Here is a 13,525-nt window from a genome sequence, read left to right on the forward strand (position 1 = left end):
TCACCTTAGGTTATTGCCTGGCGGTTAAACACTTTATTTGCAGGGCGCTAAAGCCGCTGCTGGTTTTTTAAAGGCCAGCACCGGCTTAAACAGCAGTACATAACTGCACAAAAACAACAGCGCACAGCTGTAAAGCAGGGCCGAGAAGTTGCCGTTATCCAGCAAAGCGGAGGCCAGCAGCGGGCCAGTTGCCATGCCGATTGAAGACACCACAGCGGCGATCGTCGCCAGCCGGCCGCTGCTGTCAGTTGCTGCTATTACCGCTAACAGATAGGCCAGCACCGCCGGCCAGGCGAAAAACAGCAATGCCAGGGCGCCGATATAAAGCAGGTTGTGCCCGGCAACATTAAGCAGTAACGCCGCGCTTAGCGACAAAACGATACCCGCCAGCAGCAGGTTTAAGCGGCCAAAGCGTTGGCCGGTCAGTACCGGCAGCATGGCACCGGCCAGCCCCAACAAGCCGGTTAGCGCAATAGTATTATTAACACTGGCAGTGGCCATGCCGGCAGCCTGGCCAATCAGCCCGGCATAGGCCCAGATGGCGCTGGCCGCAATTTGATACAGCATAATAGCGAGCAGCAATAACACAGCGTGTTGCGTTAAACCGGCGCGCGCTGTGCCGGCAACTGTCTTTGCCTGATTTGCCGAAGCCGGCGTTAACGTTGGCGTTGGCAGGCATAGCAAAAACAGCAGCGCCAGCACGGCAATGGCCGCCATCAGATAAAACACCGCATAGGCGCCAAGCAAACTTTCCAGCGCCGGTAGCAGGTAAATCACCAGCGAGCCGATACTAAACTGCACAAATAGCAGCGCACCAAAGGCGCGGTCGGGGTTATCCAGCCGTGCCAGTACTGCAAAAGCGATACCCAGGCTCAGGCCGCCGCAAAGCCCGGCAACGAAACGCCAGGCCAGCAGCGCACTGTAGTCAGTAAACCAAGCCGTAGCCAAGTCAATTACCGCCAGCAGTGCCAACAGGGTAAGCATGGTGCTTTGCCAGTGCAGTTTGCGCACTAAAAAAATTGCCACAATACTGCCCAGCAGGCCGCCGTAACCGTTTAGTGCCACGATTTGTCCGGCCTCAGCTTCGCTAAAGCCAATACCGCCGGCCAGCGCACTGACCACGCCGGGTAAAAAGTTAATGTAAGCCAGCCCGGCCATGGCGCTAAAGGCCAGTAGAAAGTAGCTGACAGGGTGAATAACGGCGACTTTTGCTAATGCAGACTGCGGTAACATAATGCCTCTTGCCGGTGGCGGTAGCTGATGGATAGTGCCATGGTAGGCTGCAGTAAAGATGAGAAAAATAGCCGACTTTTCCATACAGTCGTGAATACTATTCATGAATATTTATGTTATGTTCAGCCACCAGCCAAAGGGCTCTGCAAGCCTGTTGAGGACGGCACGCTATGGATAAACTGCGCTTATTGGATATTTTTATTGCCAGCTGTGATGCCGGCAGCTTTGCCGCAGCGGCAAAAAGCTGTAACACCGACCCTTCAACAGTGAGTAAGGCGATTAACCGGCTGGAAGCGGAGTTGGGTTTTACCTTGTTTCAGCGCTCTACGCGGCAGTTAAGCATTACCGCAGCCGGCAGGCGCTATGCCGATACGGTGCGCAAATTGCTGCAGGATTTAAGCTCGTGCGAGCACGAGCTTAAGCACTTAAATGACTCCCCGGGCGGTACGCTACGCATTAACTCGGCCGCCTGTTACGGCCATTTGTATTTGCAGCCATTGTTGCAGGCATTTTGCCAGCGTTACCCGGCAATTCAGCTGCAGCTGGAGATCAACGATTTACACGTCGATATTATTGATAACGACATTGACATTGCCCTGCGCACCGGTCTGGTAAAAGACAGCCGTTTAGTGGCGCGCCGCTTAAGCCCGATGGACTTTTTAGTTTGTGCCTCGCCGGATTACTTAGCCGCCCGGGGCACACCGCGTTGTGCTGATGATTTTCTGCTGCACAGCTGGATTGGCTTTTGGATTAAGCAAACTCAGCAATTACAGCCGGTTTTTCTGCCGGATCAGCACGGCAGCTATCAGCCCTTTGAGCTTACGCGCAGCCATATTACCGATGATGGCGAAGCCATGGCAGCAATGTGTGCCAATGGTTTGGGCGTTGCGCAGTTGCCGCATTTCCTGGCTAAACAGGGCTTACAAAGCGGCGCCTTGGTATCGTTATACCCTTATTACCGGCCGCCGCAGCCGGACAATGGTGTGTTTGCCATTTATGCCAAGCGTGATTATTTACCGGCCAGAGTCCGGGTGTTTATTGAGTTTATCAGTAGTGCATTAGAAGCCGCCGGCGAGGGCAGCAACTACACCTGGGCCGAGCGCTGGCCAGCGCTGATTGACATTGGCGACTGACTACTGTTTATGTAAATCGTGATACTGTTAATGAAGCCGAACCCCCCTTTGATCAGCGACCTGCCCCGTGTGTTTCTTAGAGTTAGTTTTTGTTACAACTTAAAGCCGTTAATAGCTGCCACCTCATGCTAAATTAACTTTTTTCGAGTAAGGGGGGAGCAATGAATAACTTACAAAAAGCGGGTGGGGTCGCAGCAGTTCTTCAGGCGGCTATTTACATTTCAGCTTTCGTTTTTTTCGGGGCATTCTGGAATTTTCCTGCCGATGCTGACACTATCCAAAAATTTGCCTTTCTGGCTGAAAATCAGGGCGTCTTGTCCATCGTAACTTTCACTATCTATGTGCTATTTGGCATTCTTTTAGCAGTATTAGTTCTGGCATTACATGAGCGATTAAAAGCTAATACCCCAATTCTTTCCCAAATGGCTACTATTTTTGGCGTTGTTTGGGTGGGGTTGGTAATAGCCAGCGGCATGGTCTCGAATATTGGTTTAGCTGTGGCTCTGGAGCTATCAGTTCAGCAACCAGAACAGGCTATGACACTCTGGAGAACGATTAACGCTGTAGTCGAAGGTCTGGGTGGGGGCAATGAAATTGTTGGTGGGTTATGGGTACTGCTATTAAGTATTGCCGCGCTTTACGGTAAAGCACTTCCTAAAACGCTTAACTACCTTGGGCTTTTCGTTGGTATGGTGGGTATTCTCACTATTTACCCGGCGGATATATTCACTGAAATTTTTGGTATAAGCCAAATTGTCTGGTTTTCCTGGTTAGGTGTTGTTCTGCTTACCAGTCGTAAAAGCTAAGCGGCTGAGCAAAGTCACCAGCTGGATTATTTACTCCGATCCCTTTTCTCTCTACTGCAGATGCAAGGGTTAGCAATAACAATGCAAGGGCGCAGATACTGGCGTGGATAAAAAAATGACAAAGCATGTATTAGTGTTAAGCGATATCTTCGGCTTATGTGCCGGTCTGGAACCTTTGCTGGCCGATTTAAGCCAGGCCGGTGCCGCTGTTCAGCTGGTTGACCCCTATCAGGGCCAGCGCCAGCAGTTTACCGATGAAGCCAGTGCTTATGCTGAGTATATTGCGCAGTGCGGCCATGATACTTATGCCGCTATTGCTGCGCAGGCGCTGCAAGGCAGTGGGCTGCGCTTCGACATCGCGATCGGCTTTAGCGCCGGTGCTACTGCACTATGGCGTGCCTTAGCTGCCACTGACAGTAGCAAACTTAAGCAGGCGATACTGTTTTACCCTGGCCAAATACATCAGCATCAGGCACTAACACCGGCTGTGCCGGTGCAGGTTATTTTTGGCCACAGCGAGCCGCATTTTGCCGTGGCTGATATCTGTGCGCTGTTACAAGGCAAGCCGAATGTAAGCGCACAAAACACGCACTTTAAACATGGCTTTATGAATCCGGAGTCAAGCGCCTTTAACGAGCATGGTTATCAGCAAAACGTGCGCTTAATAATGCGAATATTATGTGGTGAAGGGGCAACTGAAACAGTGCCATCAACTGTGGTTAATGAAAAATAAAACAGGGCCGGGAATCCTTAGAATAATGGCTTTTAAAAGGTAATGAAATTGAAGTTAGTGCTGTTACCAGGAATGGATGGAACCGGGCTGTTTTTTTCACAAAAGGTAAGGTATTTTAGCCATACCGGATACGTTGGCGCAATTGAAGTTGCGCTAAAAGGGGATGACCGCAATGTGCCAATTGCGGCCAGAATGAGTCTAACGTTTTAGGGAAAGTTCAGGCCTTTTAGACATGGCCATTACATCCGAGTAGCTATATGTCTTACAAAACCACTCGTTATCCCTAAAATAGGAGCAAGCTGTATTGTTGGCGAGTTTATCTCTCTCCATACACACAGGGGTCCGAGAACCTTTGTTTACAATCTGCAGGCCTAACACCTTACAATTATCTGTTTCAGCTAAAAATACGGCTCTCTCTTTTTGGAATGAGTAGCTCTCGTAAAGCTCCTTCGAAAGCAATGCTGTTACGGAGAAAAATATAAGCGGTGGAATTGCTTTAATCGCAATGGGAGAAGTTTTTACGACAAAAAATCCAATACTACCAGCAACTATAGAAATACCTAGTAGTGCTAATAAGCTTAAGTTCCATATTAAGACTTCATCTAGTATGAAGACTGAGCCTGCAAACAAAAAAACTGCGGCGACCCTGATGATTAAACTATCAGAATCCTTTAAATCCTTTTTTGACAACCAATCAATAAACATGTTGCTTCCGACCCTATTTATTGTTTTGAGAGTATTACACCTTCTAGTCAAAGGCAATTACCTGAAGCTATTCAATAGGCAACTCATTACAGGACAGGGATAAGTTAGCTTAACGACCGCTTTGAATTAGATAGAAATATGGCGACTGTCTTAAATTCGCTCAAAGCAGCCGAAGGAAATAAGTAAAACAATTGGCTGATTTCTGCCTGGCTGAACCAACGGTTTAGTCGACCCAATACGTTGCCGTTGTGAACCGCATAGCAATACTGGGTGGGGATGCAATATACTCCGGTAAACCTGGCAGGCTAGATTGAACACACTTGGAGTAGTATAAAAAGTGGATTCCAACACCATTAAGCAGCAAATAATTGAACTGGAACAACTACTGGTTCAGCCTGCCACTCGATTGTCAGCTGAGATGCTAAACCACCATCTGGCCGATGATTTTTATGAGATTGCCGCGACCGGCCGCTGTTTTGGTAAAGCTGATGTGCTTGAGCGCCTGCCAACTGAACAGCCGCCTGTTATCAACCAGCAAGATTTTGACTGCCGGGTTTTAGCTGAAGGGCTGGCGCAGTTAACTTACCGCGCCACGATACAGCGAGCAGACTGTGACCCAAGCTACTCGGTGCGAAGCTCAATCTGGCGCTTTGATGGTGAAAAGTGGCAGATGATTTTTCATCAAGGTACTGCCTGCGAACCATTCTGAAATTTCGTTAAAAATAAAGCTACTTATACCAAATGCTTACACCAACTGCTTAGTCGCCACCAAAACACCATTATTATCGGCATAGACAAACTGGCCGGGGATAAAGTCTACCCCGGCAAAGGTCACCGTTAAGTTAATATCACCTAAATCGCGCTTATCGGTTTTCATCGGGTGTATGCCCAATGCCTGCACGCCAAGCGGCGTTTGGCGTATCTCGTCAATATCCCGAATACAGCCGTTGATAATAAACCCTTCCCAGCCGTTCTTCGCTGCCTGTTCTGCCAGCATATCGCCAAGCAGGGCATGGCGTTTTGAGCCACCACCATCAACTACCAGCACCTTACCGTGGCCCGGTGTTGCCACCAGCTGTTTTACTTTGGAATTATCTTCAAAGCATTTAACGGTAACAATTTGCCCGCCAAAACACGCTTTCGCGCCGTAGTTTTGAAAGATTGGCTCGGCTACGCGAATGCAGTCAGCGTGGGCGTCGCAGAGATCGGGTAGGGTAAATGAGGGCATGGGTTTAGTCCTTTGGTTGTTGCGTAGAGCTATGAGTATTGCTCGAACCGGTTTGCCCACGCCAACACGTCGTGAATATGTCCCTATAGACTCCTCTACGCCCGTCCAGGGCGTAGACGGTTGGCTTAGGGCAAACCTAATCTCGCTTATTAACTCCGGCTTAGCGGTTGGCAACTGCATGCAGCCAACCCGATTAGCTTTATAATTGCGAATTTACACCTGCAAATAATCCAACATCCCTTCCGCGGCTTTGCGGCCCTGGGCAATGGCGGTTACTACTAAGTCAGAGCCCAGCACCATATCGCCACCGGCAAAGATCTTCTGCTGGTTGGTTTGCAGCGCATAAGGGCTTTGCTCAGAGGCTACCACTCTGCCTTTGCTGTCGAGCTCTACACCCATATCAATTAACCATTGTGGCGGGCTTGGCTGAAAACCAAAGGCGATAATTACCGCATCGGCTGGCAGTACCTGCTCTGAGCCTGCTACCGGCTCGGGGCTTCTGCGGCCTTTGGCATCAGGTGCGCCCAGCTCAGTTCTGACCACTTTTACGCCACATACTTTGCCTTCGCTGTCCACTTCTATGCCAAGCGGTTGCAGGTTAAATAAAAACTCTACGCCTTCCTCGCGGGCATTTTGCACCTCTTTGCGTGAACCCGGCATATTGGCTTCGTCGCGCCGGTAAGCACAGCTTACCTTGGTAGCGCCCTGGCGAATCGAGGTACGCACGCAGTCCATAGCGGTGTCACCACCGCCTAATACCACCACGGTTTTGTCTTTTAAACTGACGTACGGATGCTCGGTTTGCCAGCCCATCAGGTTATTAATATTGCCAATTAAAAACGGCAGGGCTTCATACACGCCAGGGGCATCTTCATTCACCAGGCCGCCTTTCATCGGCGTGTAGGTACCAAGGGCTAAAAACACCGCGTCGTATTCATCCAGCAGGCTGTCGAAGCTGACATCAACGCCGACATTGGTATTTAACCGAAACTCAATACCCATACTCTCGAAAATATCGCGCCGGCGGCTTAATACTTCTTTTTCCAGCTTAAATGGCGGAATACCAAAGGTCAGCAGGCCGCCAATTTGCGGATAGCGGTCGAATACCACCGGTGATACGCCATTACGCACCAGCACATCGGCACAGGCTAAGCCGGCCGGGCCGGCACCAATAACGGCTACCCGCCGGTCGGTTTTAATCACTGCCGATAAATCCGGCCGCCAGCCCATTTCAAAGGCTTTATCGTTAATGTATTTTTCAATACTGCCGATGGTAACCGCGCCAAAGCCTTCATCCAGAGTACAGGCGCCTTCGCATAAGCGGTCTTGCGGGCAGACCCGGCCACATACTTCGGGGAGGCTGTTGGTTTTATGTGACAGTTCGGCTGCCTCAATAATTTTGCCTTCATTAGCCAGCTTTAACCACTGCGGTATATAGTTGTGCACCGGGCACTTCCATTCACAGTAAGGGTTGCCGCAATCGAGGCAACGATCGGCCTGACCTTCCACCTGAGTGTTGGTCATTGGCTGATAAATTTCCACGAACTCGATAGTGCGTTCGCTATGTGAGCGTTTTGGCGGATCAATCCGTTTGACGTCAATAAACTGATATACATTCTGTGCCATAAACGTCCCCTTACATCGCCTGAACCCGCAGCTCGGCAGAAGAGCGAGCGCGGTGTCCGAGCAAGGTATTTACATCACTGGTTTTTGGTTTAACCAGCTTAAATTTGCTTAAGTAATTGGTGAAATCAGACAGGATGCGCTGTGCTTTATCGCTGCCGGTTTCTTCCACGTGTTGATGCAACAGGCTGCGTAAATGCTCTTGCAATATTGGCGTGCTGATCTCCAGCGCCTCGACCAGCTCCGGGTTTAACCTAAGTTCCAGATCGTTCTGCTCGTCCAGCAAATAGGCGAAGCCACCGGTCATGCCAGCACCAAAGTTAACCCCGGTGCAGCCAAGCACTACCACCACACCGCCGGTCATATATTCACAGCAGTTATCGCCGGTACCTTCTACCACCGCCAGCGCACCTGAGTTACGTACTGCAAAGCGCTCGCCGGCCTGGCCGGCGGCATAAAAGCGGCCGCCGGTCGCGCCGTATAAACAGGTATTGCCGGCAATGGCGAAGCCGTTTTTAGCAAAGCTGGCGCCTTTGGCCGGGAATATCGCTATCTGGCCGCCGGTCATGCCTTTACCGACATAATCGTTGGCATCGCCTTGCAGCGCTAAGTGCAGGCCACCGGCATTCCACACCCCAAAGCTCTGGCCGGCAGTGCCGGTAAAGCGCAAGCGGATAGGATCAGTCGCCATCCCCTGATTGCCGTGCTTACTGGCAATAAAGCCTGATAACGCAGCGCCGACTGAGCGGTCGGTGTTGCGGATCGGCAGGCTGAGCTGGCCGCCGGTTTTATTAATCACCATTTGCTCGCAGCGCTGCAGTAGCAGCTGGTTTAATGCACCCGGGTCAAATGGCGTGTTATTTTTAACACAATGCAGCGGTTTATCAGAGGTCACACCGCTGGCCTGCAAAATAGGGGTCAGATCCAGTTTTGCTTGTTTCTGGGTTTCGCTGGCTTTGGCGGTCAGTAAATCGGTGCGGCCAATTAACTGGGTAAGCTCGGTTACGCCAAGTTCTGCCATCAGCTCGCGCACTTCAAGCGCTAAAAACTTAAAGTAGTTCATCACCATTTCCGGCAGGCCGGTAAAGTGGTCGCGGCGCAGCGTTTCATCCTGGGTAGCAACGCCGGTAGCGCAGTTATTTAAATGGCAAATTCGCAGGAATTTGCAGCCCAGCGCCACCATGGGCCCGGTGCCAAATCCGAAGCTTTCGGCACCTAGAATCGCTGCTTTTACTACGTCGAGGCCGGTTTTTAAGCCGCCGTCTACCTGCAGCCGTACCCTGTCGCGCAGGCCGTTTTCAACCAGGGCCTGGTGCACTTCAGCCAGCCCCAGCTCCCAAGGGCTGCCGGCGTATTTCACCGACGTCAGCGGGCTGGCACCAGTGCCGCCGTCATAACCTGACACGGTAATTAAATCGGCATAGGCTTTAGCCACGCCGGTGGCAATGGTGCCGATACCGGGCTCTGATACCAGTTTTACTGAAATCAGTGCCTGTGGGTTAACCTGTTTTAAATCGAAAATCAGCTGGGCTAAATCTTCAATCGAGTAAATATCATGATGCGGCGGTGGCGATATCAGCGTTACGCCGGGCACCGAGTAGCGCAGCCGGGCAATTTCGGCAGTCACTTTCTCGCCGGGTAGCTGGCCGCCTTCACCGGGCTTGGCGCCCTGAGCCACTTTAATCTGAATTACTTCGGCATTCACCAGATAATGCGGCGTGACGCCAAAGCGGCCCGAGGCAACCTGTTTAATTTTGGAGTTCTTCTCGGTACCAAAGCGCCGCGGATCTTCACCGCCTTCACCAGAGTTAGAGCGCCCGCCCAGGCGGTTCATCGCAATGGCCAGTGCTTCGTGCGCCTCCGGGCTTAAGGCACCGATAGACATCGCTGCGCTGTCAAAGCGCGGGTATAAGTTTTCGGCGGCTTCCACTTCTTCAAGTTTTACGCCGTCAGTGTCATTCGCCAGTTGCAGCAAATCGCGTAAATGGGCCACCGGCCGCTGATTAACATGGTTGCTGTAAACCCGGTAGTCTTCGTATTTACCCGAGCGCACCGCTTTTTGCAGGCTGGTTACCACATCCGGGTTATAGGCATGGTACTCGCCATCGTGCACGTATTTTAATAAGCCGCCATGGTTCATTGGTTTGCGCTTTAACCAGGCCATATTGGCCAGTTGCTGCACGTCCTGTTCAAAATCAATAAAGCTGGCACCGCCAATGCGTGAGGCGACATCGGCAAAGCAAAGTTGCATCACATCTTTATTAATACCCACTGCCTCAAACAGGTTAGAGCAGCGGTAACTGGCCACGGTGGAAATGCCCATTTTCGACATGATTTTATAAAGGCCTTTATTAATGCCTTTCCGGTAATTCAGCACCGCCTGACGGGCGCTTAAATTAATGGTGCCTTTTTCCACCAGTTGCTCGACCGTTTCATAGGCTAAAAACGGATATATGCCGGTCGCGCCCAAACCAATTAACACCGCAAAATGATGCGAGTCGCGGGCGCTGGCCGTTTCAATAATAATGTTGGAGTCGCAGCGCAGCTGGGCATTAACCAGTGCCAGCTGCACGGCACCGACTGCCATCGCGGCCGGAATAGGAATAAGGCCCTGCTCAATCCTTCGGTCGGTCAGGATCACCAGTACCACTTTATCATCACGTACTGCAGTAACTACAGCATCACATAACGCCCTGGTGGCCTGCTCTAAATTGTGTTGCTGCGGGTCGAAATTTAACGAAAACACCTGGTTTTTGTAGTATTTTTCATCAGCCTGTCGCAGCTGCTTTAAGTCTGAATACATCATCACCGGCGATTCAAACTGAATACGGCGGGCGTAACCGGCGGTTTCTTTAAATACGTTGTGCTCGCGACCGATGCTGGTTGCCAGCGACATCACATGCGCTTCGCGCAGCGGGTCAATAGGCGGGTTGGTAACCTGAGCAAACTGCTGGCGAAAGTAATCGAACAGGGTGCGTGGCTTGCGCGATAACACCGCCATTGGAGTATCATCACCCATCGAGCCCACGGCTTCCTGACCATCTTTGGCCAGTACCGTCATTACCTGTTCAATTTCTTCATAGCTGTAGTTAAACAGCTTGTGATACACCTGCATGGTGTCATCATCAAATACCCGTTTACCGATTAAATCGGTTTCGTATTTTTCATAAGGTACCAGCCGCTGCACGTTGTCGTTGAGCCAGCTACGATAGGTATGGCGGGCCATTAAATCGTTATCAATTTCATCCGAGCGCCAGATCTGGCCGGTTGTGGTATCGACGGCAAGCATTTCACCCGGGCCAACCCGGCCTTTTTCGACCACTTCATCCGGGGTGTAATCCCAAATCCCGACTTCAGAGGCCAGGGTGATCAGTTTATCGCGGGTAATGACAAAGCGGGCAGGGCGCAGGCCGTTGCGATCAAGATTACAGGCCACGTGCTGGCCGTTGGTCATCACAATGCCGGCCGGGCCGTCCCACGGCTCCATATGCATGGAGTTAAACTCATAAAAGGCTTTTAAGTTATCATCCATAACCCGGTTGCCCTGCCAGGCCGGTGGCACCAGTAATCGCATGGCGCGGAATAAATCCATGCCACCGGCTAACAGCAGCTCAAGCTGATTATCCAGCGAGCTGGAGTCAGAGCCGGTCTGGCTGACAAAGGGCGCGGCGTCCTGTAAATCAGGTAATAGCGGCGAGGCAAACTTATACTGGCGGGCCCGGGCCCACTGGCGGTTACCGGTAATGGTATTAATTTCACCGTTATGCGCCAGATAACGAAATGGCTGGGCTAATGGCCAGCGTGGCATGGTATTGGTAGAAAAACGCTGATGGAAGACGCAAATGGCGGTTTCCATCCGGATATCGGCCAGGTCAGTGTAGTAGCGCGGCAAATCGGCCGGCATCATCAGGCCCTTAAATACCGTAACCAGCGATGAGAAACTCGGGATATAAAAATCGGCATCGGCGCTTAGCTGCTGCTCTACCCGGCGGCGCACCATATACAGGCGGCGCTCTAAATCATGATCGCCCCAGCCGTGCGGGGCATTAACAAATACCTGCTCAATTTGCGGCATAGATTCCAACGCCAGCGGACCTAGTACACTGCTGTCAGTGGGAACCTTGCGCCAGGTCACCAGGCTTAACGTTTCGCGGGCAATTTCTTTATTGATAATTGCTTTTGCTTCAGCGGCTTTTACCGGGTCCTGGCTGAGAAAGATCATGCCAACGCCGTATTTTTTTGCCAGATTCCAGCCATTTTCTTCGGCAATAGCCCTGAAAAAACTATCGGGCTTTTGCATTAATAAGCCACAGCCATCGCCGGTTTTTCCGTCGGCTGAAATACCACCGCGATGTTGCATCCGATCCAGGCCGTTAATGGCAGTTCTGACAATCCGGTGACTGGCCGCACCTTCAATATGTGCTATCAGGCCAAAGCCACAATTTTCCCGCGCCTGACTATGCTGATACAACGCCATGACTAACCTCCAAACTTGCCTTGCAAATATATAATTATTTATAAAACTTGAATTATTATTCTTTTTTTATGGTTTTATGCATGTGAAAGAAAATAACGAGTGTTCTTTCAGTGCTTAATGCGTTGTAGTGTATTTGCTCTAATATGTCCATGTGTCTAAACACTGCGAGCTGAACAGGTATACTAAGAAAAAGTTGAAAAAGCAAGTGAAGTTTAACCGTCTGGCCGTCTATTTGAAATTGGAATTAGTCTGTGCAAAATGAAAATAAATTACATGAATTGGCGTTATTTCCGCCATCTATAGCAGGTTGGCATAAAAAAAAGCTGCCGTAGCAGCTTTTTTGATTCTGGTTAAAGCAATGCTTTGCAAATATTTATGCTAAACATTGCTGCAGGCCTGAATTACTTCTCAAACATGCCTTTAACCGTGGCTTTGCCAGCTACCACTAACTGCTTGCCCATGGCAAATACCTGGTTTATTGCTAAATCATCTCGATTAAGCAAAATCAAGTCGGCGTCGAGTCCTTTAGCCAGCCTGCCTTTCTGGTTAAGACCCAGGACAGCAGCAGGTGCCTGACTGATGGCACAGATAGCATCACTGATGCTGACCTTATGCTGTAAAATTGCATCACGGGCCGACTGATACAGCGTTTTTACCTGGCCAACCTGCAGCCCCAGTAACTCGCCATTTTTACTGTAAATCGGCAGGCTGGCATTGCCGTCTGAACTCAGGGTAAGTTGCATTGGTTTAATACCCGCCTGCAACGCCTCGGCCAGCGCCTGAGCCGCTGCAACTTCGCCATGCTGCAGATCGTACTCGGTAGTGCTGGTGGTAAAGTCAATTACACCGCCTTTAGTTGCGAATTCCAGGCCTGCCTGAAATACCGCGCGGTTGCGGTTCATATGGGTTGGGTAAAACTGCGATAAGCTTAGCTCAGTGCCGGTAACAGCATCATAAATTGGCTGCAGAATACGCTCACCCGCACCCATGTGAACGCTGACAATACCGCCCTTGCCTGAGAGAATGCCGCCCACTTTAGCCGCTGATGCCACTTTTCTGATCTCATCAGTGGTGGGTTGCGACGAGCGATGGTCGCTTATCGCGATTTCACCGACCCCGATAAATTTATCAATCAGAATAAGGTCATCAGTAATGCTGCCGGTTAAAGTGCGGCAAGGCACCTGATAAGAGCCGGTATGACAATAAGTGGTAATACCTTCAGTTTGCAGCGCATGGGCTTTTGCCAGTAAGTTGGTCAGGGTGCGGGTGGTTGCATCGGTGCCCAGTACGCCAATCGCGGTGGTAACACCGCCTAAGGTTGCGTCAGTAAGTTGCATTTCCGGGGTGCGGGTGGCAAAGCCGCCTTCACCACCGCCGCCAATAAAATGCACCAGCGAGTCAACAAAACCTGGCACGGCAATACTGTCGCTGCCATCAATTACTGTCAGGGGTAAATCAGTGCCGCCAGTGCTGAATTGCTGACCCATGGCAATAATTTTGCCACCGGCCATAACGATGTCTTGTTTGCCAAGATGCTGTGGCGCGTAAACTTCGACATTTTTAATCAGAAAAATTGTGTTCAAAATA

Annotated in this window: 10 protein-coding genes; 4 read left to right on the forward strand and 6 right to left on the reverse strand. The window is 50.7% G+C overall.

The window, feature by feature from the left end:
- Positions 1 to 33: 33 nt before the first annotated feature.
- A complete protein-coding gene (locus tag KQY15_RS11080) occupies positions 34 to 1,338 on the reverse strand; it encodes an MFS transporter (protein ID WP_217669259.1) in 1,305 nt (434 codons plus the stop codon).
- Between the two features lie 65 nt (positions 1,339 to 1,403).
- Here KQY15_RS11080 and KQY15_RS11085 point away from each other — a divergent pair, with 65 nt between their 5' ends.
- From KQY15_RS11085 to KQY15_RS11095, 3 genes are all read left to right on the forward strand, one after another.
- Positions 1,404 to 2,366: a LysR family transcriptional regulator gene (locus KQY15_RS11085; RefSeq protein WP_217669260.1), complete on the forward strand. Its 963-nt coding sequence runs from the start codon at positions 1,404 to 1,406 to the stop codon at positions 2,364 to 2,366.
- Between the two features lie 161 nt (positions 2,367 to 2,527).
- Positions 2,528 to 3,172, forward strand: a complete 645-nt coding sequence (locus KQY15_RS11090; RefSeq protein ID WP_217669261.1) for a DUF4386 family protein — start codon at positions 2,528 to 2,530, stop codon at positions 3,170 to 3,172.
- Positions 3,173 to 3,287: 115 nt separating this feature from the next.
- Positions 3,288 to 3,905: a dienelactone hydrolase family protein gene (locus KQY15_RS11095; RefSeq protein WP_217669262.1), complete on the forward strand. Its 618-nt coding sequence runs from the start codon at positions 3,288 to 3,290 to the stop codon at positions 3,903 to 3,905.
- A gap of 198 nt (positions 3,906 to 4,103) precedes the next feature.
- Here the strand turns inward: KQY15_RS11095 and KQY15_RS11100 are convergent, their stop codons facing one another.
- A complete protein-coding gene (locus tag KQY15_RS11100; protein ID WP_217669263.1) occupies positions 4,104 to 4,610 on the reverse strand; it encodes a hypothetical protein in 507 nt (168 codons plus the stop codon).
- Positions 4,611 to 4,947: 337 nt separating this feature from the next.
- Between KQY15_RS11100 and KQY15_RS11105 the strand changes: the two genes are divergently transcribed.
- Positions 4,948 to 5,319: a nuclear transport factor 2 family protein gene (locus tag KQY15_RS11105; RefSeq protein WP_217669264.1), complete on the forward strand. Its 372-nt coding sequence runs from the start codon at positions 4,948 to 4,950 to the stop codon at positions 5,317 to 5,319.
- Between the two features lie 36 nt (positions 5,320 to 5,355).
- Here the strand turns inward: KQY15_RS11105 and rraA are convergent, their stop codons facing one another.
- The 4 genes from rraA to iadA form a co-directional block, all read right to left on the reverse strand.
- Complete coding sequence (rraA, locus tag KQY15_RS11110; RefSeq protein ID WP_217669265.1) at positions 5,356 to 5,838, reverse strand: ribonuclease E activity regulator RraA; 483 nt, start codon at positions 5,836 to 5,838, stop codon at positions 5,356 to 5,358.
- Positions 5,839 to 6,051: 213 nt separating this feature from the next.
- Positions 6,052 to 7,464, reverse strand: a complete 1,413-nt coding sequence (locus KQY15_RS11115; RefSeq protein WP_217669266.1) for a glutamate synthase small subunit GltD family protein — start codon at positions 7,462 to 7,464, stop codon at positions 6,052 to 6,054.
- A gap of 10 nt (positions 7,465 to 7,474) precedes the next feature.
- Positions 7,475 to 11,938: a glutamate synthase large subunit gene (gene gltB / locus KQY15_RS11120; RefSeq protein WP_217669267.1), complete on the reverse strand. Its 4,464-nt coding sequence runs from the start codon at positions 11,936 to 11,938 to the stop codon at positions 7,475 to 7,477.
- A gap of 401 nt (positions 11,939 to 12,339) precedes the next feature.
- On the reverse strand, positions 12,340 to 13,521 hold the full coding sequence (gene iadA / locus KQY15_RS11125) for a beta-aspartyl-peptidase (RefSeq protein WP_217669268.1): 1,182 nt from the start codon (positions 13,519 to 13,521) through the stop codon (positions 12,340 to 12,342).
- Between the last annotated feature and the right edge of the window lie 4 nt (positions 13,522 to 13,525).

Origin of the sequence: Arsukibacterium indicum, assembly GCF_019100565.1 — a bacterium.
GTDB classification, from domain to species: domain Bacteria; phylum Pseudomonadota; class Gammaproteobacteria; order Enterobacterales; family Alteromonadaceae; genus Alishewanella; species Alishewanella indicum.

Coding starts and splice junctions, on each gene's coding strand:
- KQY15_RS11080 (WP_217669259.1), bottom strand. CDS start 1,338: ATGAATAGTATTCACGACTGTATGGAAAAGTCGGCTATTTTTCTCATC.
- KQY15_RS11085 (WP_217669260.1), top strand. CDS start 1,404: ATGGATAAACTGCGCTTATTGGATATTTTTATTGCCAGCTGTGATGCC.
- KQY15_RS11090 (WP_217669261.1), top strand. CDS start 2,528: ATGAATAACTTACAAAAAGCGGGTGGGGTCGCAGCAGTTCTTCAGGCG.
- KQY15_RS11095 (WP_217669262.1), top strand. CDS start 3,288: ATGACAAAGCATGTATTAGTGTTAAGCGATATCTTCGGCTTATGTGCC.
- KQY15_RS11100 (WP_217669263.1), bottom strand. CDS start 4,610: ATGTTTATTGATTGGTTGTCAAAAAAGGATTTAAAGGATTCTGATAGT.
- rraA (WP_217669265.1), bottom strand. CDS start 5,838: ATGCCCTCATTTACCCTACCCGATCTCTGCGACGCCCACGCTGACTGC.
- KQY15_RS11115 (WP_217669266.1), bottom strand. CDS start 7,464: ATGGCACAGAATGTATATCAGTTTATTGACGTCAAACGGATTGATCCG.
- gltB (WP_217669267.1), bottom strand. CDS start 11,938: ATGGCGTTGTATCAGCATAGTCAGGCGCGGGAAAATTGTGGCTTTGGC.